Source organism: Aurantimonas litoralis (assembly GCF_026153195.1).
In the GTDB taxonomy this organism is placed as follows: Bacteria; Pseudomonadota; Alphaproteobacteria; order Rhizobiales; family Rhizobiaceae; genus Aurantimonas; species Aurantimonas coralicida.
On record NZ_JAPFBM010000001.1, the window covers coordinates 628,218 to 653,772 of the forward strand.

General features: G+C 68.1%; 23 protein-coding genes. 12 read left to right on the forward strand and 11 right to left on the reverse strand.

The window, feature by feature from the left end:
* The first annotated feature begins 16 nt into the window (after positions 1–16).
* From N7I30_RS03015 to N7I30_RS03025, 3 genes are read left to right on the forward strand one after another with little or no spacing between them, the layout of a single operon-like run.
* On the forward strand, positions 17–991 hold the full coding sequence (locus N7I30_RS03015; RefSeq protein WP_187391354.1) for a Bug family tripartite tricarboxylate transporter substrate binding protein: 975 nt from the start codon (positions 17–19) through the stop codon (positions 989–991).
* Positions 978–1,439 carry a tripartite tricarboxylate transporter TctB family protein gene (locus N7I30_RS03020; RefSeq protein WP_187391355.1) on the forward strand — a complete coding sequence of 154 codons (462 nt, stop codon included), beginning with the start codon at positions 978–980 and terminating at the stop codon, positions 1,437–1,439. Before N7I30_RS03015 ends, N7I30_RS03020 begins: the two co-directional genes overlap by 14 nt.
* 30 nt (positions 1,440–1,469) lie before the next feature.
* A complete protein-coding gene (locus N7I30_RS03025) occupies positions 1,470–3,002 on the forward strand; it encodes a tripartite tricarboxylate transporter permease (RefSeq protein ID WP_498636602.1) in 1,533 nt (510 codons plus the stop codon).
* Between the two features lie 33 nt (positions 3,003–3,035).
* Here N7I30_RS03025 and N7I30_RS03030 read toward each other — a convergent pair whose 3' ends face one another.
* Together N7I30_RS03030 and N7I30_RS03035 are read right to left on the reverse strand one after the other, a co-directional pair.
* Complete coding sequence (locus N7I30_RS03030) at positions 3,036–3,734, reverse strand: GntR family transcriptional regulator (protein WP_498636604.1); 699 nt, start codon at positions 3,732–3,734, stop codon at positions 3,036–3,038.
* Between the two features lie 88 nt (positions 3,735–3,822).
* Positions 3,823–6,927, reverse strand: a complete 3,105-nt coding sequence (locus N7I30_RS03035; RefSeq protein WP_498636606.1) for an FAD-binding and (Fe-S)-binding domain-containing protein — start codon at positions 6,925–6,927, stop codon at positions 3,823–3,825.
* Positions 6,928–7,085: 158 nt separating this feature from the next.
* Between N7I30_RS03035 and N7I30_RS03040 the strand changes: the two genes are divergently transcribed.
* The 7 genes from N7I30_RS03040 (at position 7,086) to N7I30_RS03070 (ending at position 13,777) form a co-directional block, all read left to right on the forward strand.
* On the forward strand, positions 7,086–8,282 hold the full coding sequence (locus tag N7I30_RS03040; RefSeq protein WP_498636608.1) for a pyridoxal-phosphate-dependent aminotransferase family protein: 1,197 nt from the start codon (positions 7,086–7,088) through the stop codon (positions 8,280–8,282).
* 65 nt (positions 8,283–8,347) lie between these two features.
* Complete coding sequence (locus tag N7I30_RS03045) at positions 8,348–9,319, forward strand: TRAP transporter substrate-binding protein (RefSeq protein ID WP_024349924.1); 972 nt, start codon at positions 8,348–8,350, stop codon at positions 9,317–9,319.
* Between the two features lie 110 nt (positions 9,320–9,429).
* Positions 9,430–9,963: a TRAP transporter small permease gene (locus N7I30_RS03050; RefSeq protein ID WP_024349923.1), complete on the forward strand. Its 534-nt coding sequence runs from the start codon at positions 9,430–9,432 to the stop codon at positions 9,961–9,963.
* Entirely contained in the window at positions 9,960–11,240 is a 1,281-nt protein-coding gene (locus tag N7I30_RS03055; protein WP_187391359.1) for a TRAP transporter large permease, read from the forward strand. The genes N7I30_RS03050 and N7I30_RS03055 overlap by 4 nt, the downstream gene beginning before the upstream one ends.
* Positions 11,241–11,244: 4 nt before the next feature.
* On the forward strand, positions 11,245–12,027 hold the full coding sequence (locus N7I30_RS03060) for an enoyl-CoA hydratase/isomerase family protein (RefSeq protein ID WP_498636612.1): 783 nt from the start codon (positions 11,245–11,247) through the stop codon (positions 12,025–12,027).
* A complete protein-coding gene (locus N7I30_RS03065; protein WP_498636614.1) occupies positions 12,027–13,241 on the forward strand; it encodes a CaiB/BaiF CoA transferase family protein in 1,215 nt (404 codons plus the stop codon). The genes N7I30_RS03060 and N7I30_RS03065 overlap by 1 nt, the downstream gene beginning before the upstream one ends.
* A gap of 167 nt (positions 13,242–13,408) precedes the next feature.
* On the forward strand, positions 13,409–13,777 hold the full coding sequence (locus N7I30_RS03070) for a YbaN family protein (RefSeq protein ID WP_277024900.1): 369 nt from the start codon (positions 13,409–13,411) through the stop codon (positions 13,775–13,777).
* Positions 13,778–13,802: 25 nt separating this feature from the next.
* Here the strand turns inward: N7I30_RS03070 and N7I30_RS03075 are convergent, their stop codons facing one another.
* From N7I30_RS03075 to N7I30_RS03095, 5 genes are all read right to left on the reverse strand, one after another.
* Positions 13,803–15,062, reverse strand: a complete 1,260-nt coding sequence (locus tag N7I30_RS03075; protein WP_498636616.1) for an NAD(P)/FAD-dependent oxidoreductase — start codon at positions 15,060–15,062, stop codon at positions 13,803–13,805.
* Positions 15,063–15,221: 159 nt separating this feature from the next.
* Positions 15,222–16,178 carry an L-histidine N(alpha)-methyltransferase gene (egtD, locus tag N7I30_RS03080; protein ID WP_498636618.1) on the reverse strand — a complete coding sequence of 319 codons (957 nt, stop codon included), beginning with the start codon at positions 16,176–16,178 and terminating at the stop codon, positions 15,222–15,224.
* A gap of 2 nt (positions 16,179–16,180) precedes the next feature.
* Positions 16,181–17,449: an ergothioneine biosynthesis protein EgtB gene (gene egtB / locus N7I30_RS03085; RefSeq protein WP_498636619.1), complete on the reverse strand. Its 1,269-nt coding sequence runs from the start codon at positions 17,447–17,449 to the stop codon at positions 16,181–16,183.
* A 207-nt stretch (positions 17,450–17,656) separates the two neighbouring features.
* On the reverse strand, positions 17,657–18,559 hold the full coding sequence (locus tag N7I30_RS03090; protein ID WP_498636621.1) for an alpha/beta fold hydrolase: 903 nt from the start codon (positions 18,557–18,559) through the stop codon (positions 17,657–17,659).
* Between the two features lie 73 nt (positions 18,560–18,632).
* Complete coding sequence (locus N7I30_RS03095) at positions 18,633–20,108, reverse strand: L,D-transpeptidase family protein (RefSeq protein ID WP_498636623.1); 1,476 nt, start codon at positions 20,106–20,108, stop codon at positions 18,633–18,635.
* A 322-nt stretch (positions 20,109–20,430) separates the two neighbouring features.
* Between N7I30_RS03095 and N7I30_RS03100 the strand changes: the two genes are divergently transcribed.
* Positions 20,431–20,670, forward strand: coding sequence for a DUF3297 family protein (locus tag N7I30_RS03100; RefSeq protein ID WP_024349913.1), 240 nt, complete (start codon positions 20,431–20,433; stop codon positions 20,668–20,670).
* A 54-nt stretch (positions 20,671–20,724) separates the two neighbouring features.
* On the opposite strand, the gene N7I30_RS03105 is transcribed toward N7I30_RS03100, so the two are convergent.
* From N7I30_RS03105 to N7I30_RS03115, 3 genes are all read right to left on the reverse strand, one after another.
* A complete protein-coding gene (locus tag N7I30_RS03105) occupies positions 20,725–21,165 on the reverse strand; it encodes a hypothetical protein (protein WP_498636625.1) in 441 nt (146 codons plus the stop codon).
* 79 nt (positions 21,166–21,244) lie between these two features.
* Positions 21,245–21,604, reverse strand: a complete 360-nt coding sequence (locus N7I30_RS03110) for a hypothetical protein (protein ID WP_498636627.1) — start codon at positions 21,602–21,604, stop codon at positions 21,245–21,247.
* Positions 21,605–21,630: 26 nt separating this feature from the next.
* Positions 21,631–21,966 carry a hypothetical protein gene (locus tag N7I30_RS03115; protein WP_498636629.1) on the reverse strand — a complete coding sequence of 112 codons (336 nt, stop codon included), beginning with the start codon at positions 21,964–21,966 and terminating at the stop codon, positions 21,631–21,633.
* Positions 21,967–22,244: 278 nt separating this feature from the next.
* Between N7I30_RS03115 and N7I30_RS03120 the strand changes: the two genes are divergently transcribed.
* Positions 22,245–22,616, forward strand: coding sequence for a PRC-barrel domain-containing protein (locus N7I30_RS03120; RefSeq protein WP_498637117.1), 372 nt, complete (start codon positions 22,245–22,247; stop codon positions 22,614–22,616).
* A gap of 73 nt (positions 22,617–22,689) precedes the next feature.
* Here N7I30_RS03120 and clpB read toward each other — a convergent pair whose 3' ends face one another.
* On the reverse strand, positions 22,690–25,314 hold the full coding sequence (gene clpB / locus N7I30_RS03125; RefSeq protein WP_498636631.1) for an ATP-dependent chaperone ClpB: 2,625 nt from the start codon (positions 25,312–25,314) through the stop codon (positions 22,690–22,692).
* Positions 25,315–25,555 lie beyond the last annotated feature (241 nt).

Below are 25,555 nucleotides of genomic sequence, written 5' to 3' on the forward strand. Positions count from 1 at the left end.
CTGAGGGAGGGAAGTCATGTTTCTGAAACGTTTGTTGATGGCCGCGGCCGTGGCGGCGATCGCCATGCCCGCTGCCGCATTCGAGCCGTCGAATGTCGAATGCATCGCACCGGCCAATCCGGGCGGCGGCTGGGACTTCACCTGCCGCACCGTCGGCCGCATCCTGCAGGACGAGGGCCTCGTGCCGGGCGCCGTGCAGGTGACCAACATGCCGGGCGCCGTCGGCGCGGTGGCCTTCGCCAATGTCGCGTCCAAGCGCAATGACGACCCCAATCTGATCGTCGCGACCTCGACCGTCGGCATCACCCAGATCGCCCAGGGCAAATATCCGGCCGGCATCGACCAGATGCGCTGGCTGGGCATGCTCGGCGCCGATGTCGGCACGATGCTGGTCAACAAGGACTCCGAATACGACTCGCTCGACGCCGTTCTCGCCGCGGTCAAGGAAGACCCGGCCGGCGTCGTGGTCGGCGGCTCCTCCTCGATCGGCGGCTGGGACCATCTGCGGTTCCTGATCCTCGCGCAGGAAGCCGGCGTTCCGACCGACCAGCTGAAGGACATCCGCTGGGTCGAGTTCTCCGGCGGCGGTGACGCCGTCACCCAGCTGCTCGGCGGCCATATCGACGTCGTCCTCACCGACATCGGCGAGATCGGCGGCTTCATCCAGTCCGGCGACGCCAAGGCCCTTGCGGTCATGTCCGACGAGCGGCTGCCGGCCTATCCGGACATCGCTACCGCCAAGGAGCAGGGTGTCGACGCGGTCGGCTACAACTGGCGCGGCTTCTACATGGGCGGCGAAGTTCCCGACGACGCCTATGATTTCTGGGTCGAGAAGATGAATGCGCTCTACGATTCGGAAAGCTGGCAGACGGCCGCGACCGAATCCGGCCTGACGCCGATCTGGCGCGGCGGCGAGGAGTTCAACACCTTCGTCCGCGAGTCCGAGAAGAAGGCAGCCGAGATTTCGAAGGCCATCGGTGTCATCAACTAGACCGACCCCGAGCCTGCGTCTCAGTGACCGTATCGCGGGGGCGATTCTGCTCGCCCTCGCGATCTGGTACTGGATCGCCGCCGGCGGCTACAGCGTCGCCTACGGCGATCCGGCCGGCCCGAGCCTGTTTCCGCGCATGGTCGCGGTGCCGCTGGGGCTGTTCGCGGCCTTCCTGATCGTCAAGCCGGATCCCGATCCGGTCTGGTTCCGCTGGCCGCATGTCTGGGGCCAGATCGCCATGCTGGCGGTCCTCATCGTCTATCCGATCATCCTCGAACCGGCGGGCTTCCCGCTGTCGACGAGCGTTGCAGCGCTTCTCCTGGCGCGCATCCTCGGTGCCAGCTGGCTGCAGGCCGTTATCACCGGACTGGTGATCGGTTTTGGGCTGTTCTTCCTCTTCGACGGCGTTTTCGGCCTGCCCCTGCCGACAGGACCGCTCTTCGGTTAGTCACCGCCTGGCCGGTGCCAAGGAGATCACGTGGAAATTCTTGGTTTTCTCGCCGACGGTTTCGCCACCGCCCTGACCCCGACCAATATCGGGCTGGCGCTGTTCGGCTGCTTCATCGGCACGATCATCGGCGCACTGCCGGGCCTCGGCCCGGTCAACGGCGTGGCGATCCTCATCCCGCTCGCCTTCTCGCTGCAGCTGCCCGCGGGCTCGGCGCTGATCCTGCTCGCCTGCGTCTATTACGGCTGCATGTATGGCGGCCGCATCTCGTCGATCATGCTCAACATCCCCGGCGACGAGCCGGCGATGATGACCTGCCTCGACGGCTATCCGATGGCCCAGCAGGGCAAGGCGCCCGAGGCGCTGGCGATCTCCGGCATCGCGTCCTTCGTCGGCGCCGTGACCGCGACCATCGGCCTGGTGCTGTTCGCCCCGCTGCTGGTGCAGTTCGCCATCCGCTTCGGCCCGGCCGAGTATTTCGCGCTCTATGTCATGGCCTTCGCGACGATCGGCGGCATCACCGGCGCCAATCCGGCCAAGACGCTCCTGGCGGCCGGCATCGGCCTCGCCCTGGGCACGGTCGGGATCGATCCGCAGAGCGCCGTGCCGCGCTACACCTTCGGCAGCTTCCATCTCTATGACGGCTTCCACGCCATCGTCGCCATCGTCGGCCTGTTCGCCATCTCCGAAGCGCTGATCCTTCTGGAACACGGGATCGGCGGCCATTCCGGCGCGGTGCCGGTCAATCGCGCCTTCGCCCGCTGGCCCGATATCCGCAAGTCGCTGGGGGCGATGTTCCGTGGCTCCGGCCTCGGCTTCATCTCCGGCATCCTGCCCGGCGCCGGGGCGTCGCTCGGCTCGTTCATCGCCTACACGCTGGAAAAGCGCTATTCGAACAACAACGACACCTTCGGCAAGGGCGATCCCCGCGGCGTCGCGGCGCCTGAGGCCGGCAACAATGCCGCGGCCGGCGGCGCGCTGGTGCCGATGCTGGCGCTCGGCGTGCCGGGCTCGGGCACGACGGCGGTGCTTCTGGCGCTGCTCATCTCGCTGAACATCACGCCCGGGCCGCTGCTGTTCCAGAACCAGCCGGACATCGTCTGGGGGCTGATCGCGGCGCTGTTCATGGCCAACGTCTTCCTCCTGATCCTCAACCTGCCGCTGGTCGGCCTATTCACCCGGATGCTGTCCATCCCGATGTGGGCGCTGATGCCCTTCGTGGTGATGATCTCCTTCGTCGGCATCTATTCGATCAGCCATTCCACCTTCGACCTGCAGGTCATGGTCGGCTTCGGCGTGCTCGGCTTCGTGCTGCGCAAGCTGGAGATCTCGGTGGTCCCGGTCGTGCTCGGACTGCTGCTCGGCGGCGAGATGGAGAGCATGCTGCGGCGGGCGCTGGCGATCTCCGGCGGCGATGCCGGCATCCTCGTGTCGAGCTGGATCTCGATCGGGCTCTACACGATCACCGGCTGCTTCCTGCTCATCGCGGTGGTGCTGGCCATGCGCAAGCCGCGCCGGCCGGCCGCACAGCCTGTCGCCGACACCGATTATGTCGGCGACTGATCGGCAGGCTTGCCGCGCGGCGGTGACGGCGTCCTAGCCGGCGGTGCCGGCGCCCGCCTCGGCCTCGGCATGGGCGAGCAGTGATTGCAGCTTGTGGGTCAGATGCGCCTTCATCAGGCTGCCCAGCAACGGCCCGTCGCGCGCCTCCAGCGCGGCCTGGATGCCCTCATGCTCGCGGGTCGCCGTCAGCCAGCGCTCCGGCGTCAGATTGGCCTGGTAGCGCGCCCGGTAGACCCGCCGCGCCACCATGGCATGGTGCTGGGAGAGCGTCGGATTGGCCGCGGCGGCCAGGATGGCGCTGTGGATCGCCTGGTTGATCTCGAAATAGGCCGGCCGGTCCCGCGCCTCGTAGGCGGCGCCGAGCCGGCGGGTGAGATCGGCGATCGCCGCGATCTCGGCCTCGGAGGCGCGCTCGGCCGCCAGTTCGCCGGCCAGGCCCTCCAGCGCCGCGACCAGCGGAAACAGCTCGGTCAGTTCGTTCATCGTCTCGCCCGAGACGATGGCCCCGCGGTTCGGCACCAGCTGCACGAAGCCTTCGTGGGCGAGCACCTTCAGCGCCTCGCGCACCGGCGTGCGGGAGACGCCGAAGCGCTCGGTCAGGGCCTTTTCGGGGACCTTCTCGCCGGCCTGGAGTTCGCCCTCCATGATCATCCGGCGCATCCGGTCGGTCAGTTCCACGGCCAGCGCGGGGCGCGAGAGCGGCGCGTCGAAATTGGTATCGGCAAGGCTCATGCGTCGTGTCCCGTCGTGGAATGACCGGCCCCGCGGATACGGGCCGCATCGAGCGCCGGCGGCCGGGAGCCAACCCGAACCGGCGCCATTACGGCGCAGCTCCATGGAGCGCGCCCGCCAGCACTTCCGCCACATGCACGGCGCGGCGTGCGGCGCCGTCGGCGATCTGGTGCCGGCAGGAGGTGCCGTCGGCGACGATCACCGCGTCCTGGGGTGCGGCGCGCACCGCCGGCAGCAGCGACAGTTCGCCCATGGCCAGTGACACGTCGATGGTCTCGGCATCATAGCCGAAGGCGCCCGCCATGCCACAACATGACGATTCGATCACCTTCAGGTCGAGGCCGGGGATCATCCGCAGCGCGCCCTCGACGGCCGACATGGCGCCGAAGGCCTTCTGGTGGCAGTGACCGTGCAGATAGGCCTCGCGGCCGATGCCGTCGAGAGGCAGGGAGAGGTGCCCGGCCTTGTCCTCGCGCATCAGGAACTCCTCGAACAGCATGGCCGACGCCGCCACCGCCTCGGCCGCCTCGCCCGGCACCAGCGCCAGGAACTCGTCGCGCAGGGTCAGGATGCAGGAGGGTTCCAGCCCGACGATCGCCTTGCCGGCCCGCACATGCGGCAGCAGCGCGTCGATGGTGCGCTGCGCTTCCGCCTTGGCCCGGTCGGCCATGCCGGCGGCGAGATAGGTCCGCCCGCAGCACAGGGGCCGTTCGTTGCGGCCGAGGCTGGCGGTCTCGACCTGGTAGCCGCCCGCCTTCAGCACCTTGACCGCGGCGCGCAGCACCTGCGGATCGAACCAGCGGTCGAAGGTGTCGGCGAAGAGGACGACACCGGTCACCCGGCCCGGATGCGGCGCCGGGCCGGTGCGCTCGACGCCGCGCCGATCAGCGCGGTTCGCCGTCGCCGTGTCGCCGCCGGCGCCTTCCGGGTTGAGGACGATCCCGTCCCGTGCCCCGCCGATGTCGTCCGTCGAAGCCGCCGCGTCCTGCCGGGCGGATGATCCGGCCCCGGTGGCTGCGCCCGCGACATCGCCCTCGGCATCGCGAAACCAGTCCTTCCGGAAGGCCGGCAGCGAGCGCCGGGCGGAAAAGCCGGCCATCTTCTCCGACAGGGCCGCGAAGGCCGGGACCCGGTCGCGCAGGCCCATCAGCCAGCCCATGCGGGCAACCGCCGGCGCATAGCGCGGCAGATCGGCGATCAGCCGGTCCTTCAGCGAGAAGCCGTTGGTCTTGCCGCGCTGGTAGAGCACCTCGGCCTTCATCTTGGCCATGTCGACGCCGGTCGGGCATTCGCGGCGGCAGGCCTTGCAGGAGACGCAAAGTTTCAGCGTCTCGGCCATCTCGTCGGAGGCGAGCGCGTCCGGACCGAGCTGGCCGGAGATCGCCAGCCGCAGCGTGTTGGCCCGCCCGCGGGTGACATCGCGCTCGTTGCGGGTCACCCGGTAGCTCGGGCACATCACCGCCCCGGCCGATTTGCGGCAGGCGCCGTTGTTGTTGCACATCTCCACGGCGCCCTGCAGGCCGCCGGAGGCGCCGGGCCAGGCCGACCAGTCGAAGGCCGTCTGGATCTCGTCCACCGCGTAGCCGGGCGGATAGCGCAGCAGGCTGCGGTCATCCATCTTCGGCGGCGCGACGATCTTGCCGGGGTTGAGGCGCGTATGCGGATCGAAGGCGGTCTTCACCTCTTCGAAGGCGGCGACGATGCGCTCGCCGAACATCTGGGTGTGGAATTCCGAGCGCACCAGCCCGTCGCCGTGTTCGCCGGAATGCGAGCCCTTGTATTCGCGGACCATGGCGAACGCCTCCTCGGCGATCGCCCGCATGGTCTTCACGTCCTTGTCGAGCTTGACGTTGAGGACCGGCCGCACGTGCAGGCAGCCCTCCGAGGCATGGGCGTACCAGGTGCCGCGGGTGCCGTGCTTCTCGAAGATCGCCGTCAGCCGGTCGGTGTAATCGGCCAGATGCTCCAGCGGCACGGCGCAATCCTCGACGAAGGAGACCGGTTTGCGCTCCTCCTTCATCGACATCATGATGTTGAGGCCGGCGGCGCGCAGTTCGGCGATCGCCGCCTGCAGCTTCAAATCGGCGACCGGCACGACGCCGCCCTCGTGATCGCCGCCGCGGCCGAAGCCGTAGCCGAGATCGCTCATCACGTCCTTCAGCGCCGCGATGCTGGCGTCGTTTTCCTCCGCCGTATCGGCGAATTCCACCAGCAACAGCGCCGCCGGGTCGCCCTCGACGAAGGCCTCCAGCGTCGGCACGAACATGTCGATGCGCCGGGCGAGCCCGATCATGGTCGCATCCACCAGCTCGACCGAGGTCGGCTTCAGGGCAACGATGTGCTGGGCCGCCTCCATCGCGGCGCGGAAGGTCGGGAAGTGGCAGGCGCCGAGGATCTTGGTCGCCTTGGGCAGCGGCGACAGCCGGATCTCGATGGCGGTGGAGATCCCGAGCGTGCCTTCCGAGCCGACCAGCAGATGGGCGAGGTTGATCGGGTCGTCGGAGGGCACCAGCGCGTCGAGATTGTAGCCGCCGACCCGGCGCTGCACCTTGGGGAAGCGCGCCGCGATCTCGCCGGCCTCGCGGCGGCCCAGCGCCAGCATGGCGGCGACGAGTTCGCGCGGCGGCTCGTTGGCGGCGTTCTGGTCGAGCTGGGCGAAGCGGCCGGCGGTGCCGTCGGCGAGGATCGCGTCGATGGCGATGACATTGTCGCGCATCGTGCCGTAACGCAGCGAGCGCGAGCCGCAGGAATTGTTGCCGGCCATGCCGCCGATGGTGGCGCGCGAAGCGGTGGAGACGTCGACGGGAAACCACAGGCCGTGGGGCTTCAGAAGCCGGTTGAGATCGTCGAGGACGATGCCCGGCTCGACCAGCGCACGCCGACCGGCGACGTCCAGCTCCAGGAGCTTGTTGAGGTGCTTCGACGTATCGACGATCAGGCCGGAATTGACCGTCTGGCCGCATTGCGACGTGCCGCCGCCGCGCATGGTCAGCGGCAGGCCCTCTTCGCGGCAGGCGTCGAGCGCCGCCGCCACGTCGTCGCGGGTGCGGGCGACGACCACGCCGGCGGGCATGATCTGGTAGATCGAGGCGTCGGTGGCGTAACGCCCCCGGTTGAAGCGGTCGAAATAAACGTCGCCGGCAATTTCCCGCTCAAGCCGGCGGCTCAGGCCCGGCCGGATCATTTCCCCCATCTGTGTGGACCCCTCCCGGCGGCGATCTGCAGAATGCCGCTTGACACGCATAATGAATTCATAATCCAATTGGACCTGAAAACAGGCACGTCGGCAAGAGCGTGCGACGAGGAAACGGACCGGCGGACAAAGCGTCGCGGTCCCCGGGAGACGCCATCGTGACCTACAAAGCCGGCCGGCATTTTCTGCAGATTCCAGGACCGACCAATGTGCCCGACCGGGTGCTGCGGGCCATGGACATGCCGACGATGGATCATCGCGGACCCGAGTTCCAGGAGATGGCCAAGCGCGTCCTGACCGGCATCCGCACGATCTTCCAGACCCAGAACCCGGTCGTCATCTATCCGGGCTCGGGCACCGGCGCCTGGGAAGCGGCGCTGGTCAACACGCTGTCGCCGGGCGACCTCGTCCTCATGTACGAGACCGGCCATTTCGCCTCGCTGTGGAAGAAGCTGGCCGAGCGGCTGGGCCTGCGCACCGAGTTCATCGCCGGCGACTGGCGCCATGGCGCCGACGCGGCGGCCATCGGCGAGCGGCTGAAGGCCGACAGCGGCCACGAGATCAAGGCCGTCTGCGTCGTCCACAACGAGACCTCGACCGGCTGCGTGACGCCAGTCGGCGACGTCCGCAAGGCGATCGACGCGGCCGGCCATCCGGCGCTGTTGCTCGTCGACACCATTTCCTCGCTCGGCTCGGTCGACTACCGGCACGACGAATGGGGCGTCGACGTCACCGTGGGCGGTTCGCAGAAGGGCCTGATGCTGCCGCCGGGCCTGTCCTTCAACGCCCTCTCCGACAAGGCGATCGCGGCGCAGGCCTCGGCCAAGCTGCCGCGCTCCTACTGGGCCTGGGACGAGATGCTGGCGATGAACCCCAGCGGGTTCTTCCCCTCCACCCCGGCGACCAATCTTCTCTACGGCCTCGATGCGGCGATCGAGATGCTGCACGAGGAAGGGCTGGACAACGTTTTTGCCCGGCACCAGCGCCATGCCGCAGCGACGCGCGCCGCCGTCGAGGCCTGGGGGCTGGAAGTCCTCTGCGCCGACCCAGCCCAGCATTCGGGGGCGCTCACCGCGGTCCTGATGCCGGAGGGCAAGGGCGCCGACGCATTGCGGAAGGTCATCCTCGAGCGCTTCGACATGTCGTTGGGAGCCGGCCTCTCGAAGCTTGCCGACAAGATCTTCCGCATCGGCCACCTCGGCGACTACAACGACCTGACCCTGATCGGCACGCTGGGAGGCGTCGAGATGGGTCTGCAGGTCGCCGGGGTGGCGCACAAGGCAGGCGGCGTTCAGGCTGCGATGGCCGTGCTGGCACAGTCCGGCGCTGCCGAAGCAAGACAGGCCGCGGAATAGGCGGTACGCAGAACGACCACCGGGCGGTTGAGGAGCTGCCCAAAACGAAAACTGGGAGGAAACCAATGAACATTCGCACCTTGATGCTCGGTGTCGCCGCCGTGGCCCTGATGGGCTCCGCGGCCGGCGCACAGGAATCCCTCGATCTGGGCCATGTCGGCGACCCCGGCTCGCTCTACGAGGCGACGGCGGAGAAGTTCGCCGAATGCGTCGCCGCGTCCGGCAAGGCCACAGTCGAGGTCTACGGCTCCTCGCAGCTCGGCAATGACGAGGAGATGCTGCAGAAGCTGAAGCTCGGCCAGATCGACTTCTCCATCCCCTCCTCGGTGATGAGCTCGGTGTCGCCGACCTTCGGCGTCTTCGAGATGCCGTATCTGATCAAGAGCCGCGACCACATGAAGAAGGTCCGCGACGGGATGCGCGACACCTTCGTCGACGCCGCCGCCGGCCGCGGCTACCAGATCCTGGGATTCTGGGAAAACGGCTTCCGCAACGTGACCAACAACGTCAAGCCGATCAACGTCCCGGCCGATCTGGAAGGCATCAAGCTGCGCGTCCCCAAGGGCGAGTGGCGCGTGAAGATGTTCCAGAGCTACGGTGCCAACCCGACGCCGATGGCCTTCTCGGAAGTGTTCACCGCCCTGCAGACCGGCGTCATCGACGGCCAGGAGAACCCGCTCGCCCAGATCTATTCGGGCCGGTTCCAGGAAGTGCAGAAGTACCTGTCGATGACCGGGCACGTCTATTCGCCCGCCTATCTCGCCACCTCCTCGCGCAATTGGGACGGCTGGGACGAGGAGCTGAAGACGGCGATCCAGGATTGCGCCACCCAGGCCAGCGACTTCGCCTATGAGCGTTCGCAGCAGATGGACGACGAGCTGATCAGCAAGATCGAGGAAGCCGGCGTCACTGTGAACGAGGCCGACAAGGACGCGTTCATCGCCGCATCCAAGGCGATCTACGAGGAATTCGGCACGCAGGTCGAAGGCGGCCAGAAGCTGGTCGAAGACATCCAGGCCCTCGCCTCCGGGTCCTGAGCCTTCACCGGCTTGCGATCATCCTGACAGGTGCCGGTCGAACCCTCGGCCGGCACCCTTCTCCCTGAAATCGACGATGAAAGCTGCGTCCGCGCGACGCGGGAGGCCCTATGCGCCAGTTGGCGAGAATCCTCGGCGAGTTCCTGACATGGGTGGTCATCGCGCTGATGGTCGGGCTGACGACCGTCGTGGTCGCGGCGGTGATCTACCGCAAGATGGGCGCCTCGCTCTCCTGGTATGACGAGATCGCCGGCGTCCTGCTGGCCTGGATCACCTATTACGGAGCCGCGCTGGCGGCTCTGAAGCGCAGCCATATCGGTTTCGACGACGTGCTGCTGTCGCTGCCGCCATCGGCGCGCAAGGTCGCCATGCTTTTCGCCGAAGGGCTGGTGCTGCTGTTCTTCGTGCTCCTCGCCTGGTCGGGTCTCGAGGTCCTCAACATTCTCGAGGGTGAATCCCTGGTCAGCCTGACCTGGGTGCCGGTCGCCCTCACCCAGTCGATCATCCCGATCGGCGCCATCCTCTTCATCGTCGCCGAACTGCTCAGCTTCCCCGACTACTGGCGCGACGTCATGGCCGGACGCTCCGTTGAGCATGCGCCCCTGGCGCATGGTGAAACTCCTGAGAAGGGCCAGCATCCATGATGATGTTCGTCATTTTCCTCGCGCTGGTCGCGATGGTGTGCATCAACGTGCCGATCGCCGTCGCGCTGGCGCTGGCGGCCGTCCTGGCGATCTTCATCAGCGACGGCGGCGCCGCGCTGGTGACCATCGCCCTCGACATGTACAACGGCGCCCGCTCCTTCTCGCTGATCGCCATTCCGATGTTCGTCCTGGCCGGCGCCATCATGAACGCCACCGGCATCACGCGGCGGCTGATCGCCTTCGTCTCGGCCGTCATCGGCTTCGTGCGCGGCGGCCTCGCCATGGTCAATGTCGGCGTCTCGCTGTTCTTCGCCGAGATCTCCGGCTCGGCCGTGGCCGACGTCGCGGCGATGGGCTCCATCATCATTCCTGAGATGAAGAAGCGCGGCTATCCGGCCCCCTTCGCGGCGGCGATCACCTCGTCGTCGGCCTCGCTCGCCATCATCATCCCGCCCTCGATCCCGATGATCCTCTATGCGGTCGCCGCCGGCACCAGCATCGAGCAGATGTTCGTCGCGGGCGTCGTCCCCGGCCTGATCGGGGCCGCCGGCCTGATGGGCGTCGCCTATTATTATGCGGTGAAATACAACCTCCCGATGGAGGAGGCCTTCAACCTGCGCCGGCTGCGCACGACCTTCGTCGAGGCGCTGCCGACCTTCTCCCTGCCGGTCATCATCCTGGGCGGCATCTTCGGCGGCTTCGTCACCGCCACCGAGGGCGCCGGCATCGCCGTCGTGGCGGCCATCCTGGTCGGCATCTGGTACCGCGAGGTCGACTGGGGCCAGCTCAAGCAGGCGATGCTGGAAGGCGGCATCCAGACCGCCGTGGTCATGCTCCTGGTCGCCGCGTCGATCCTGATGGGCAGCTATCTCACCCAGGCGCGCGTGCCCCAGCAGTTGGCCGAGGGCATCCTCGACATCACCTCGAACCAGTACCTGATCCTTTTAATCCTGAACGTCTTCTTCCTGGTCATCGGGTTCTTCCTGCACTCCGCCGCGGCGATCATCCTGGTCGTCCCGGTGATCGTCCCGCTGATCCAGCAGGCCGGCATCGACCCGGTGCATTTCGGCCTCGTGGTGACGCTGAACCTCGCCATCGGCCAGCAGACGCCACCGGTCGCCTCGGTGCTGATCACCGCCTGTTCGATCGCCAAGGCCAACATATGGGAGGTGTCGAAGGCGAACCTGCCCTTTGTCGGGGTGCTGCTGTTCGTCCTGCTCCTGTGCACTTATGTGCCGGCAGTCCCGATGTTCCTCGTCGAATATTTCTACAGGTAGACCCATGAGCACCGACGAACTCCTCTACGAGGTCCGCGACGGGATCGGCTGGATCACGCTGAACCGGCCCCAGGCACGCAACGCGCTGACCTTCGCCATGTACGACCGCCTCGCGGAGATCTGCCGCGAGACGAAGCTGGGCGGCGAGGTGAAGTGTCTCGTCGTCACCGGCGCCGGCGACAAGGCTTTCGCCGCCGGCACCGACATGACCCAGTTCCGCGGCTTCGACACGGAGCAGGACGCCCTCGACTACGAGCACCGGATGGACGTGGTCCTCGGCGCGGTGGAGGCCTGCCCGGTCCCCACCATCGCGGCGATCGCGCGGGCCTGCACCGGCGGCGGCGCCGGCATCGCGGCGGCCTGCGACATCCGCATCGCCACCGCCGATCTGAAGTTCGGCTTCCCGATCGCCCGCACGCTGGGCAATTGCCTGTCCATCGCCAATCTGTCGCGGCTGTCGACGCTGATGGGCGCCGGCCGGGTCAAGGAGATCATCTTCACCGCCCGCCTCGTCGGCGCGGAAGAGGCGCAGAATGCCGGGCTGATCGCCGAGATCGTGCCCGACCACGCGGCGCTGATCGCCCGCACCGAAGAACTGGCGGCGTTGCTCGCCACCCATGCGCCGCTGACGCTCTCGACCACCAAGGAGGCCTTGCGCCGCCTGCGGGTCCAGGGCGCCGAGGCCGACGACCGCGACCTCGTGGTGCAGGCCTATATGAGCGAGGACTTCAAGGAGGGCATGGAGGCCTTCCTCGGCAAGCGCAAACCGGAATGGAAAGGCCAGTAATGGCACAGGCGAAAGGCCCGCTCGACGGCATGAAGGTCATCGAGCTCGCACATATCATGGCCGGCCCGGTCTGCGGCATGATGCTGGCCGACATGGGCGCCGACGTGATCAAGGTCGAGAAGCCCGACGGCGACGACACGCGGCGCTTCCTGCCGCCGGACATCAACGGCGAATCCGCCGCCTACATGATGATGAACCGCAACAAGCGCGGCATCGTCCTCGACCTGAAGTCCGAAGACGGCAAGGCGGTGCTGCGGCGCATGCTGGAGACGGCGGACGTCGTCATCGAGAATTACCGCATGGGCACGATGGAGAAGCTCGGGCTCGGCTACGAGGATCTGAAGGCGGTCAATCCCGGCCTGATCTATTGCGAGATCTCCGGCTTCGGCCGCACCGGCCCCTATGCCAATCGCGGCGGCTTCGACCTGATCGCCCAGGGCATGAGCGGCCTGATGTCGATCACCGGCGAAGGCCCCGGCCGCCCGCCGGTCAAGTCCGGCGCCCCGGTCTCCGACATCACCGCCGGCATTCTCGGGGCGCTCGGCTGCGCCGCCGCCTATGCCCGCAAGCTGCAGACCGGCGAGGGCCAGAAGGTCGACACCTCGCTGTTCGAGGCCGGTATCACCCATACCTACTGGCAGTCGGCCATCGCCTTCGCCACTGGTGCCTCGCCCGGCCCGCTCGGCTCGGCGCATCCGCTGAACGCGCCCTATCAGGCCTTCCGGACCGCCGATGGCTGGATCAATCTCGGCGCGGCGAACCAGAAGAACTGGGAGCGCATGCTTGCCGTCATCGGCGCCGAGGAACTGGCGTCCGACCCGCGCTTTGCCAACAATCACGGCCGCATGCAGAATCTCGCCGCGCTGGAGGAGATCCTCAACGGGCATTTCTCGCAGCGCAGCTCGGCCGAATGGCTGGCGCAGCTGGAAGCCGCCGGCGTGCCGGCCGGGCCGGTCCTCGGCATCTCCGAGATGCACGAGGACCCGCAGACCCTGTCGCGCGAGATGGTGGTGGAAACCGACCATCCGACTGCCGGCCGGGTGAAGGCGATCGGCCTGCCGATCAAGTTCTCCGACACGCCCGGCGGCGTCACCCGCCCGGCCCCGCTGCTCGGCGAACACACCGCCGAGGTGCTGCGCGAGGCCGGCTACGACGCGGCCGAGATCGACCGCATGCTCGGCTCCGGCGCGGTCCGCAGCTCCAAGGCCGGCTGACCGGCCACGACAGGCAAAGACAGCGCGCGGCGGCCTTCGGGTCGCGGCGCGCGTCTTGACGTCGACGCCCTTGAGGCTAGCTCGCAACGGATCACCCGCCCACGGGACGCACACCGCCCGTAGCGGTCGGCGAACCGGCTCCCCGGTCATCCTGTTCTGGCGCCGTCATGCGACCCTTCGCCAAGCCCTTCTATCTGGTTCTCGGCTACAGCTGCGTCGTGCTGGGCGGGCTCGGCGTCGTCCTGCCGCTGCTGCCGACGACGCCCTTCCTGCTCCTGGCGGTCTGGTGCTTTGCCCGGTCGCATCCCGATCTTGCCCGCCGGCTGGAGGCGCATCCGCGCTTCGGGCCGACGCTGGTCGCCTGGCGCGAACACCGGATCATCCCGCGCCGGGCCAAGATCGCGGCCGTCACCGCGATGCTGGCGTCCTTCGTGCTGGCATGGGTGACCGTCGGCCACCCGCTCGTCCTCGTCAGCCTGGCGCTGATCATGGGCAGCGTCAGCGTCTACATCCTGACGCGCCCCTCAGGCCGGTAAGCGCAAAGCGCTCGAACTGTGCCGCTCAGGCCGAGGCGACGCTGCGATCGCGTGATCCCGCCTGCCCCTTGGCCAGCGCCCGCAGGTCGAAGCCGCCGTCGCGCAGTTCGTCCGCGCTGACCGGCGCCTCGCGGCCGAGCAGCTTGCGGGCGGCCATGTGCTCGCTGGGGGCGTTGATGGTCTCGACCGAGGCCAGTTGCCCGTCGCGATAGCCGACAATGACCGTGACCAGATCTTCCTGCCGGATCGTCTCGAAGCGGTCGGCGCCGCTGGTCAGCCCGGCGATCTGCAGCTTCAGCGCGCCCTGGTCGCTCCAGAACCACGGCACCGCATGATAGGCCGCCGCCGTGCCGTGGACGATCCGCTTCGCCAGATGCCGCGCCTGGTCCATCGCCGCCTGTACCGATTCCAGCCGCAGATGGGTGCCCAGCGGCCCCGGCACCGAGGCGCAGTCGCCGATGGCCGAGATCGCCGGATCGTCGGTGGCGAGCGTCTCGTCGACGACGATGCCGTTCGACACCGCAAGCCCGGCTTCGGCAGCAAGTTCGCCATTCGGCGCGACGCCGGTGGCGACGAGAACCAGATCGCCCTCGATGCCCGTCCCATCGGCAAGCGTCACGCCGACGACCCGCTCGGCCTCGTCGTCGTCGATGCGCGCCACCCTGGCGCCGAGCCGGATCGCGATGCCCGCGGCGCGGTGGTGCTCCAGCACGAAATCCGAGATCGCCGGCGAGACGGCGCGGGCCATCAGCCTGTCGGCGGCCTCCAGCACCGTCACCTGCGCCCCGGCAAGCCGCGCCATGGCAGCGAATTCCAGCCCGATGAAGCCACCGCCGACGACGATCGCATGGCGCGTGTCGGCCAGGCGCCGGCGGATCGTCTCGGCATGGGCGAGCGTGCGCAGTTCCACGACATCCTTGTGCGTGCCGCCGGCGATCGGCGGGCGCACATTGCGGGCGCCGGTGGCCAGAACCAGATGATCGTAGCCATGGCTGGCGCCGTCGTCGGTGGCCACCGTGCGCGCCGCCCGGTCGATCGAGGCGACGCGGGTGGCATCGCGCAAAGTGATGGCGTTGCGCTCGAAGAAGCTCTGCGGCTTGAGGACCAGGCGCTCGGGATCGCCCTCCTTCATGTAGCCCTTGGACAGAGGCGGCCGCTGATAGGGCAGACCCGGCTCGTCGCCGATCAGGGTGATCGGCCCCTCATGGCCTTCCTGCCGCAGGCTGGCCGCGAGCTGGATCGCTGCCTGGCCGCTGCCGACGATGACGATGCGTTCGCCGCTCATGTCCCGCGTCCTGTCATGGTTCGTCAAAGGGGCGCTCCGACGACCGCGCGGCCGACGGGTCCGTCCCCGGAGGCGGGTCTACGACGAAAGACGCCCGGCGGTCGAGCCGGGCGTTTTCAGGGCGCTGCACGGGCGGCGCGGGTCAGGCGTCGGAGGGGTTCAGACCGCCGACAGGCTGACCAGGGCGAACAGCCCGTCCGGATCGGTCCAGACCTTGTCCAGCGACCAGCCGGATTCATCGGCCATCCCGGCCAGGGCCTCGACATCGTATTTGCGCGAGCTTTCGGTGTGGATCGTCTCCCCCGCCTCGAAGGCGAAGGAGCGGCCGGCGACCGACAGCGTGCAGGCGTCGCGGGCGACGAGATGCATCTCGACGGCCGAGGCCTCGCCGTTCCAGCGGGCCTCATGGGCGAAATTGTCGAGCGGCAGCTCGGCGTCCAGCTCCCGCTGCATACGCTCAAGTATGTTGATGTCGAAGGCTGCCGTCACGCCGGCCGCGTCATCATAGGCGGCGAGCAGCGTATCGATGTCCTTCTTCAGATCGACGCCGATGACGGCAACGCCGCCTGCCCCGACATGCCGGCGCATCCGGGCGAGAAAGGCCAGCGCCTCCCTGCGGCCGAGATTGCCGAGGGTCGAGCCGGGGAAGAACCCGCCCCGGCGCCCGTCCTGGGGCAGGTCCCCGGGCAGATCGAATTCGGCGGTGAAGTCGGCGACCACCGGCTCCACTGCAAGGCCCGGAAACCGGTCCCTGATCCGTTCGGCCGAGGCTTCCAGAAAATCGCCGGAGATGTCGATCGGCACATAGAGGCGCGGGTCCTCAAGCGCCGCCAGCACGATCTCGGTCTTGATGCCGGCGCCGGCGCCATATTCGATCAGCACCGCCTCTCGGCCGAAGACCGCGGCGATCTCGCCGGCCCGCTCCTTCAGGATGCCGGTCTCGGTCCGCGTCGGATAATATTCCGGCAGCGCCGTGATCTCCTCGAAGAGCTCCGAGCCACGGTCGTCGTAGAGCCAGCGGCTCGGGAGCGTCTTGGGCTTGCGCGACAATCCGTCGAGAACGTCGGCGCGAAAGGCCTCGCGCTGCTGGGCCAGCGTGTCGATGCGGTCCAGCATGCTCACGCGTCCTCGGCGAGGCGCAGGCCGGAGAACTGCCAGCGCGCATCCGGCGGGAAGAAATTGCGGTAGGTCGTGCGGATATGGTTCTCCGGCGTGGCGCAGGAGCCGCCGCGCAGCACGAACTGGCCGCACATGAACTTGCCGTTGTACTCGCCGACCGCGCCCTCGACCGGCTTGAAACGCGGATAGGGCGAGAACGGGCTGCGGGTCCATTCCCAGACGTCGCCATACATCTGGCGCAGGCCCTCGCCCGGCGCCGCGGGCTTCGGCCGCAGCCGGCCGGACCCGGCGAAATTGCCCTCGACCGGCAGGCTCGCCGCGGCATTCTCCCATTCGAATTCGGTCGGCAGGCGTTTGCCGGCCCAGGTCGCGAAGGCGTCGGCCTCGAAATAGCTGAGATGCGTCACCGGCGCGTTCAGATCGAGCGGCTGCGCGCCGCGCAGGGTCATCGTCCACATCTCGCCGTCGCGCTCGTGCCAGTAGAAGGGCCTGGTCCAGCCCTCGCCGAGGATCGTCCCCCAGCCGGCCGACAGCCACAGCAGCGGATCGCGGTAGCCGCCATCCTCCACGAAAGCGAGATATTCGCCATTGGTCACCAGCCGGTCGGCCAGACGGTAGGGCTCCAGCAGCGCGCGGTGGCGCGGTCCCTCGCAGTCGAAGGCAAAGCCCTCGCCGTCATGGCCGATCTCGACGATGCCGCCGTCGAAACCGATGAAGCGCGCCTCGCCCGGATCTGCCGCGACGCCCAGCGGCTGCGGGTCGCGATAGGCCGGCTTCAGCGGGCTCTGGTCGAAGAGATGCAGGATGTCCGTCAGCAGCAATTCCTGATGCTGCTGCTCGTGGTGGCAGCCGAGCTCGATCAGTTCGGCGACATCCGGCGCCGGGCCGCGCTCCATCAGCGTCTCGATCGCGGCATCGACATGGGCGCGATAGGCGAAGATCTCGTCCAGCGCCGGCCGCGTGATCATGCCCCGCCGCGGTCGCGGCTGCCGCTCGCCGATGGTCTCGTAATAGGAGTTGAAGAGGTAGTTGTAGCTGTCGTCGAAGACCTCGTAGCCGGCGAGATTCGGCTTCAGCACCATGGTCTCGAAGAACCATGTCGTATGCGCCAGATGCCATTTGGCGGGACTGGCGTCGGGCATCGACTGGACGGTCGCGTCGGCGTCCGACAGCGGCGCACCGAGGGCGCGGCTGTCCTCGCGCACGGCACGGTAGCGGGCCGCGAGCGCGGAGACGTCGGTCAGCGATTTGCGGGAAACATGGGCCATGTCGAACCTCATCGAACTGGTTCCGGCCGCCGGTTCGCCCTGAAGGCGGGCCGCCGGACAACCGCGTTCGAGAAGACCTAGCTTTCGTCCATGACCCGACAACGACGATCACGTCTTATCTATCGAGCCGGCCAACGACCCTGCGGCCCCGCCATCGCGGCGCTTCCGGCGGCTCGAGGGCCGGCGGCGGGCACTATGCCGCAGCGGTCAATTGCGGCCGGGCACAGCCAGAAACTCGGCGAGGACGCGGTTGAAGACGGCCGGATTGTCGAGATTGGCGACATGGCCGGCCTCCAGCACCACGCTCCTGGCATCGGGCGCCTCGGCGACGATGTCGGCGGCCTGTTCGCGGATCGTCGTCGCGTCATGCAGCGTGTCGATGACCAGGCACGGGCAGCGGATGCGGCCGAGATCCAGCGGTCGGCTTTCGACGATGGCGCGATAGGTGGCGACGATGGCGTCCGGCGACATCGCCCGGAAGCCGGCGATGAAATGGCGCCGCGCGTCCCGTCCGACCCAGAACGGCCCAACGAGGCGGGCGGCGAGCGCCAGGCCGATCCGCGCGGTGCGGGCCTGGCCGAGGATGTGGAACGTCGGGTGCAGCAGGCGCTGCGGGTCGAGCCAGTCGACGAGCCGGCGCACCCCGCCGATGCCCGACAGGGAACGGGGCGTATTGGCGAGAACCAGCGCGGTCACCCGGTCCGGGGCGCGGGCCGCGATCTCCAGCGCCACCATGCCGCCCAGCGAGACGCCGCAGACGGCGAAGCGGTCGATGCCGAGGCGGTCGATGAGCGCCAGACAATCCATCGCCATGCGGTCGATGGTCAGCCGCTCCTGGCCGAGCGGCGTTGCGCCATGGCCGCGCAGATCCGGCACGATGACGCGATGCCGGTCGACGAGCGCCTCGACCTGGCCGGCCCAGACCGCCCGCGTCTGCACCGCGCCGTGCAGCAGCAGCACTGGCACGCCATCGGCCGCCCCCTGCGCCGGGTGATCGTCATGGACGATGGCGATGTCGCCGATGTCGGCTTTGCCGCGCGGCGCGGACACGCCATCCGTCGCAATGGCTGCGGCGGGTGCTTTGGTGTCCTCGAGGGAGATCGTCGTCATGCCCAAGGCCCGCCGGCGGACGGCCGGAGCGGCGATCTCCCCGCCCGCCCCGGCGCCGTCGGCAGGATCGTGCCTATTCGGCGAACTCCACCGTCACGCCCGGCTTCACCATCTTGGCAAGCTCGGTCGCGTCCCAGTTGGTCAGGCGGACGCAGCCATGGCTGTTGGTCTTGCCGATCTTGGAGGGCTCCGGCGTGCCGTGAATGCCGTAGGTCGGCTTCGACAGCGCGATCCAGATCGTGCCGACCGGACCGTTCGGGCCCGGCGGGATTGTCAGCACCTTGTCGTTGGAGCCCTGCTTGAAATTGACCTTCGGATTGTAGGTGTAGTTCGGATCGAAGGCGATGCGGTTGACCTGCACGACGCCCGACGGGGACGGCGTGTCGGACGAGCCGATGGTCGAGGGATAGGCGGCGATCAGGCTGCCGTCGGCCGCATAGGCCCGCACCTGCTCGCGGCCCTTGTCGGCGATGATCTTGACGACCTCGCCCTTCACGTTCTCGCCGGTCGCCGCGACCTTGATGCGGGTGCCCTGGCGATCGAAATCGGCGCCCGGATTGATCTTGCGCAGGAACTCCTCGTCCATGTGGAAGCGCTCGGCCAGCCGTTCGGAGACGCGCTCGAAGCTCATCTCGGGAAGCTGCGCCTTCTCGCCGTAGTCGGACGGGATCGCTGCCACATACGGACCGGCCACGTCCTCGGCGGTGATCTCGTAGGTGGTGATCGCCGGCCCGCCGGTGGCGTCCAGTTCCTCGGCCAGCGCCTTGGCGTCGCCGGTCGGCAGGCTGCGGCCGAACTTCTCCTCATAGGCGGCGACCGCCTTGTTGACGTTCGAGCCCATGCGGCCGTCGATGACGCCCGGCGACATGCCGGCGCGGTCGAGCAGGATCTGCAGCGCGGCGATCTCGGCCTCGGCGTTCTTGCCCTTCGGCGCCTCGACCGGCGGGGCCGGATCGGTTTCCGTGATCGTGCGGCCTTCGGCCGGCGCGGTGCCGGCGGCGCCCGGATCGGTCAGCAGATCGTCGACGCTGGTCTGGGTGTCGGCGGTGCCATCGGCCGGGTAGTCCGGGCCCTGGACGGGCGGGAGCTCGGCCTCGCGGCGCGGCTCGCTCCCGGCGTCCGGCAGCGGCGCGGCCTCGATCGGCCCGTCATAGCGGGGCTCGTCGCGATAGACCGGATCGGGGCCGTAATCGCGCTCGCGGTCGTAGCCGTCATCGGCATAGGGATCGGCCGAGCGCGGGCCGAAATCGACGCGGCCCTCCAGCGTCACGCCCGGCGGCGGCGGCGCGTCGATGATGGCGCCGCCCCTTTCGCCGAAGCGCGCCCGGCGCTCGCGGAAGCGCTCGCGGCGCGGCTCCTCGATGGCGATGATGCGGCCGGTGGAATCGATCACCACCCGGCGACCGCTCTCGTCCACATAGACCTCGGCGACGTCGCCATACTGGTCGTATCCCTGGGCCAGACGAATCTCGCCCGACTGGGCCTGCGCCCCGGTCGCCGCGGTCGTCAGCGCAAGCGTCGACAGAAAGAGTGCCACGATAGGCTTCATCTTGCTTTCTCCAGCACAGCCTGGTCCCGCCGGCGCACCATGCACCGCCGGGACGCCCCGTCGCATCCACCGCCGGACGACCATCCGGACGCGGATCCTGCTCTCCAGGCCTTTATCCCGCACTATCCGACATGGCGGATGAACCGGACATGAAAATGGCGAAACCTCACGCAAGTGTCAGTCATTCTGAAGAAAACGCGTCCGTCGCCCCTGGATCGACCGCCGCGGAGCCTCGTTTTGCCGGTCCCCACTTGGGCGCGCGGCCGCAAGCGTTTATGTGCGGGCATCACATGCGCGCCAGCGCCAACATCAGGATACGACCATGAGCGACACCCTTCCCGACCGGCTGTCTTCCGACCCGTCCAGCGAGTTCCACGACGCCGACCTGCTGACGCGCGGCGTGGGCGTGCGGTTCAAGGGCGAGGAACGCACCAATGTCGAGGAATATTGCATCAGCGAAGGCTGGATCCGCGTCCAGGCCGGAAAGGCGAAGGACCGCCGCGGCCAGCCGCTGACCATCAAGCTGAAGGGCCCGGTCGAGGTCTATCTCAAGGAAGACTGACCGCAGCCGACCGGCTTCAGGCGACGCGGGCCGCAGGCGCGCGGCGCCGGCCGGTCAGTTGTTGATGGTGATGATCGCCCAATGGGTCCGGCTGCACGCATTGTCGTCGCAGACGGACGCCATCCAGACTTCGCCGTTCCCGAACATCACCCCTTCCGCATTGACGAAGAGGTCCGCGAAATCCTGGTCCGCGACGATCGCCTGCGTCTCCGCCATGACGAGACGGTCGTAATTGTCGACGAGATCGCGGGCTTCGTTCAGTTCGTATTCCTCGCCATTGGCGCGGACCGTCAGCGGATAATCGGCAAGCTGCGCCACGGTGACCGGATCGCCGAACCGCATCGCCTCGGTCAGAAGGTCGAAGGCCTCGGCAAATCCCGCGGCATCGCCCTGCAGCGCCTCGATCCGAGCGGAGACCTCTTCCTGTGTCTGGGCGAGCGCCGGCGCGGTCACCAGCACGGCGGCGAGGCACAGGGACCAGAACCGTTTCGTCATCCCGCAACTCCCTTTGCGATAATTCCGGCGGGACCGCACGGGTGATGCGCGGCCCCGTCGAAGCGTGTCGTGGCCTTCGCTATTGCGGCTGCCATTCCTCGGTCCCGAGCGTCTTGGCGCCGATATAGCTCCACACGCCCATCCACTTCCCGCCCTCGCGGTACATCAGCGCGACGCCGCTCTCGCCATCCTGGAGATAGCCGATGGCCATGACGTCATCGTCGCCGATCCCCGTGCCCTGCAGCTTGGTGCCGTCCTGCAGCGTGTAGGTCAGGGTGAAGGTGTCCCCCACCTTGGCCACCAGAACGCTGGCATCGTAGGTCGAGCCGTCGGGATTGGTGCCGGCGATGGTGTAGTTGCCGGACGGGTCGGCGAGGGCCGGTGCCGCCCCGGCCAGAAGCACGGCGGCCAGTGTCAGACTGCGTATGGACGTCCACATCGTGGTTTCTCCCAAAACCCGACCGATCAGTCGGTGAAATCGAATTCCGAAATCTCGCAGACATCGACCCCGGCCTTGGTGGCGTCGGTGCCGTCGCTGAAGGTGGCCTTGAAGTCGAACATGCAGGCGCCGGTCCCGTCATCGACGGTCACGAGCACCGCCTCGCCCGGCTCCAGAACGTCGACGCCGAGGATGTCTTCCTCCCAGGCATTCGTCCCGGTGTTGGACGCGTAGAATTCGATCATCGCGACGCTGGTCGCGTTGGTGACGGTGACGTCACGGTTCTCGGCATGGGCGGATACGGCGGCAAAACACACGGCGCCGACGGCCGCAGCGAGAACGGGGCGGAAACAGAACTGCATTTTCGGATATCCTGAACGGACGAGGCGCCTCGCCCGGCGGGCGTGCGCGGGCGATCACGCGCCCGCCATCACCATACGCCCGGTCATGACGCTGAGGAAGATGGCCCCGATCGCCATTCTTGTCTCGCCGTCCCAATCTTCGGGCGTTTCGTCCCCCTCGCGGCAGGGCGGCGCGCCGGGCGCATGGCCGGCCGGAACCGCGCCTTGCGCAAAGCCGTTGCGCCGACAGGACGTTTCCACGGAGAGCGATCATGTCATCGACCGAAGGCCGCCATATCATGGCCAGCGAGGAGACCGACAACGAGGTCGGGATCAACAATATTGAGGCGAGCCGGGTGGAAGGCACCGCGGTCTACAACACCGACGGCGACCATCTCGGCCATATCCAGGACCTCGTCATCGGCAAGCGCGACGGCCAGGTGAAATACGCCATCCTGTCCTTCGGCGGGTTCCTGGGGATCGGCGAGGACTATCATCCGCTGCCCTGGCACGTCCTGAAATACGACGCGCGGCAGGGCGGCTATGTCGTCGGCATCACCCGCGAGCAGCTCGAAGGCGCACCGCGCTTCGCCCCGGACGCTTCGCCGGGCTGGAACGATCCCGACACCGGACAGCGCATCGATGATTACTGGCGCCCCGCCTTCATCTGACACCTTACCAACGCTGAAACGACAAGGGGCGGCCCGCCGGGCCGCCCCTTTTTCATCTTCGCTCCGGAGCCCGTCAGGCCGCGACCCGGTCTCCCGGTGCGCCGGCCTTGGAGCCGACCACGTGGAAGATCAGATGGTCGCCGCCGCCGGCGATCTTGATCACGCTCTCGTCGCGGACCTCGCCGAGCAGGATCTTCTCGGCCAGCGGATCCTGCACCTCGCGCTGGATCACCCGCTTCAGCGGCCGCGCGCCATAGGCCGGATCGTAGCCCCGCTCGGCCAGCCATTCGCGGCCGGTCTCGTCGAGTTCGACCCGGATCTTGCGATCCGCCAGAAGCTGGTCGAGCCGCTTCATCTGGATGTCGACGATCGCGCCCATCTCCGAGCGATGCAGGCGGTGGAAGAGGATGGTCTCGTCCACACGGTTGAGGAATTCCGGCCGGAAGGCCCGCCGCACCACGTCCATCACCTGGTCGCGCGCCGCCTCGGCATCCTCGTCGTCGCGCAGGGCGGTCAGGAACTCGGCCCCCAGATTGGAGGTCATGATGATGATCGTGTTGCGGAAGTCGACCGTACGTCCCTGGCCGTCCGTCAGCCGCCCGTCGTCGAGCACCTGCAGAAGCACGTTGAAGACGTCCGGATGGGCCTTCTCGATCTCGTCGAACAGGACCACCTGGTAGGGCCGCCGCCGCACCGCCTCGGTCAGGCTGCCGCCCTCCTCGTAGCCGACATAGCCCGGAGGCGCGCCGATCAGCCGCGAGACCGAATGCTTCTCCATGAACTCCGACATGTCGAGCCGCACCATGGCGGTCTCGTCGTCGAACAGGAAGGCAGCCAGCGACTTGGTCAGCTCGGTCTTGCCGACGCCGGTGGGCCCGAGGAAGATGAACGAGCCGATCGGCCGGTTCGGGTCCTGCAGCCCGGCCCGCGCCCGGCGCACCGCCTTCGACACCGCCTGCACCGCCTCGCCCTGGCCGACGACGCGCGTCTGCAGCGCGTCTTCCATGCGCAGGAGCTTGTCGCGCTCGCCCTCGAGCATCCGGTCGACCGGAATGCCGGACCAGCGTGAGACGACATGGGCGATGTGGTCGGCGGTGACGGTCTCCTCGACCATCGAGCCGGCGGTGCCGGCACCGTCCTGGGCCTCGGCCTCCTTGAGCTGCGCCTCCAACTGCGGGATCTCGCCATAGGCGAGCTCGCCGGCCCGCTGGAACTCGCCCTTGCGCTGGGCGACGGCCAGTTCGTTGCGCACCTCGTCGAGGCGCTTCTTCAGGTCGGCGGCAAGCCCGAGCTTCGACTTCTCGGCCTGCCAGGTCGTGGTGATCCGGTCAGATTCCTCCTCCAGATTGGCCAGTTCGCCTTCCAGCCGCTCGAGCCGGTCCTTCGACGCGTCGTCGCTCTCGCGGCGCAGCGCCTCGCGCTCGATCTTGAGCTGCACGATGCGGCGGTCGATCTCGTCCAGCGCCTCGGGCTTGGAATCGACCTGCATGCGCAGCCGCGCCGCGCCCTCGTCGACGAGGTCGATCGCCTTGTCGGGCAGGAAGCGGTCGGTGATGTAGCGGTTCGACAGCTGCGCCGCCGCCACCAGGGCGCTGTCGGAGATGCGCACCTGGTGGTGCTGCTCGTATTTCTCCTTCAGGCCGCGCAGGATCGAGATCGTGTCCTCGACGGTCGGCTCGCTCACGAAGACCGGCTGGAAGCGCCGGGCCAGCGCCGGGTCCTTCTCGACATGCTTGCGGTATTCGTCGAGCGTCGTCGCGCCGACGCAGTGCAGCTCGCCGCGCGCCAGCGCCGGCTTCAACAGGTTGGAGGCGTCCATCGCCCCGTCGCCCTTGCCCGCGCCGACCAGCGTGTGCATCTCGTCGATGAACAGGATGATGTTGCCGGCCTCGGCCGTCACCTCGGACAGGACGGCCTTCAGCCGCTCCTCGAACTCGCCGCGATATTTCGCGCCGGCGATGAGGGAGCCCATGTCGAGGGCCATCAGCTGCTTGTCGCGCAGGGATTCCGGCACGTCGCCATTGACGATGCGCAGCGCCAGGCCTTCGGCGATGGCGGTCTTGCCGACGCCGGGCTCGCCGATCAGCACCGGGTTGTTCTTGGTGCGCCGGGACAGGACCTGGATGGTGCGGCGGATCTCGTCGTCACGGCCGATCACCGGGTCGAGCTTGCCCTCGCGCGCCGCCGCCGTCAGGTCGCGGGCGTATTTCTTCAGGGCGTCGTAGCCGCTCTCGGCCGAGGCGCTGTCGGCGGTGCGGCCCTTGCGCAGCGATTCGATGGCCGCGTTCAGCCCGTTCGGCGTGACGCCGGCATTGGCGAGGATGGTCGCGGTCTTGGCGGCCTTCTCGATGGTCATGGCCAGAAGCAGGCGCTCGACGCTGACATAGCTGTCGCCGGCCTTCTTGGCGATCTCCTCGGCGGTGGCGAAGATCTTCGCCAGCGGCTGGGCGAGATACATCTGCGAGCCGCCGCCAGAGACCTTCGGCATGGCGTCGAGGGCCGCCTCGACGGCGATCCGAACCTCCTGCGGCCGTCCGCCGGCCTTCTCGATGAGGCCGGCCGCCATGCCTTCCTCGTCGTCGATCAGGACCTTCAGCAGGTGCTCGGGCGTGAATTGCTGGTGATCGCGCGAGACCGCCTGGGTCTGTGCGGCCTGGATGAAGCCGCGAACGCGCTCGGTGTATTTCTCGATATTCATGGATCGCTTCTCCTATCGGCGAACCACCCCGCAGGCGTCGTCCGCACGTTCCTGGAGTCCGGCCCCCGTTCCGGCAGGCCGCCCGCCGAATATATGGGTGAGGCGCAACTCACCCGGAAGGGCCAGACGCACGACTGTTGCAAAAATGTTTCGCCCGCCGCCATGCGCCAGATCAAGGCGCCGGTCCACCGCCCCCGGGAGCGCCCACGAAAAAGGGCGCCGCGAAGCTCGCAGCGCCCTT

Coding starts and splice junctions, on each gene's coding strand:
- N7I30_RS03015 (WP_187391354.1), top strand. CDS start 17: ATGTTTCTGAAACGTTTGTTGATGGCCGCGGCCGTGGCGGCGATCGCC.
- N7I30_RS03030 (WP_498636604.1), bottom strand. CDS start 3,734: ATGAGCCTTGCCGATACCAATTTCGACGCGCCGCTCTCGCGCCCCGCG.
- N7I30_RS03035 (WP_498636606.1), bottom strand. CDS start 6,927: ATGGGGGAAATGATCCGGCCGGGCCTGAGCCGCCGGCTTGAGCGGGAA.
- N7I30_RS03045 (WP_024349924.1), top strand. CDS start 8,348: ATGAACATTCGCACCTTGATGCTCGGTGTCGCCGCCGTGGCCCTGATG.
- N7I30_RS03050 (WP_024349923.1), top strand. CDS start 9,430: ATGCGCCAGTTGGCGAGAATCCTCGGCGAGTTCCTGACATGGGTGGTC.
- N7I30_RS03055 (WP_187391359.1), top strand. CDS start 9,960: ATGATGATGTTCGTCATTTTCCTCGCGCTGGTCGCGATGGTGTGCATC.
- N7I30_RS03060 (WP_498636612.1), top strand. CDS start 11,245: ATGAGCACCGACGAACTCCTCTACGAGGTCCGCGACGGGATCGGCTGG.
- N7I30_RS03065 (WP_498636614.1), top strand. CDS start 12,027: ATGGCACAGGCGAAAGGCCCGCTCGACGGCATGAAGGTCATCGAGCTC.
- N7I30_RS03070 (WP_277024900.1), top strand. CDS start 13,409: ATGCGACCCTTCGCCAAGCCCTTCTATCTGGTTCTCGGCTACAGCTGC.
- N7I30_RS03075 (WP_498636616.1), bottom strand. CDS start 15,062: ATGAGCGGCGAACGCATCGTCATCGTCGGCAGCGGCCAGGCAGCGATC.
- egtD (WP_498636618.1), bottom strand. CDS start 16,178: ATGCTGGACCGCATCGACACGCTGGCCCAGCAGCGCGAGGCCTTTCGC.
- egtB (WP_498636619.1), bottom strand. CDS start 17,449: ATGGCCCATGTTTCCCGCAAATCGCTGACCGACGTCTCCGCGCTCGCG.
- N7I30_RS03090 (WP_498636621.1), bottom strand. CDS start 18,559: ATGACGACGATCTCCCTCGAGGACACCAAAGCACCCGCCGCAGCCATT.
- N7I30_RS03095 (WP_498636623.1), bottom strand. CDS start 20,108: ATGAAGCCTATCGTGGCACTCTTTCTGTCGACGCTTGCGCTGACGACC.
- N7I30_RS03100 (WP_024349913.1), top strand. CDS start 20,431: ATGAGCGACACCCTTCCCGACCGGCTGTCTTCCGACCCGTCCAGCGAG.
- N7I30_RS03105 (WP_498636625.1), bottom strand. CDS start 21,165: ATGACGAAACGGTTCTGGTCCCTGTGCCTCGCCGCCGTGCTGGTGACC.
- N7I30_RS03110 (WP_498636627.1), bottom strand. CDS start 21,604: ATGTGGACGTCCATACGCAGTCTGACACTGGCCGCCGTGCTTCTGGCC.
- N7I30_RS03115 (WP_498636629.1), bottom strand. CDS start 21,966: ATGCAGTTCTGTTTCCGCCCCGTTCTCGCTGCGGCCGTCGGCGCCGTG.
- N7I30_RS03120 (WP_498637117.1), top strand. CDS start 22,245: ATGGCCAGCGAGGAGACCGACAACGAGGTCGGGATCAACAATATTGAG.
- clpB (WP_498636631.1), bottom strand. CDS start 25,314: ATGAATATCGAGAAATACACCGAGCGCGTTCGCGGCTTCATCCAGGCC.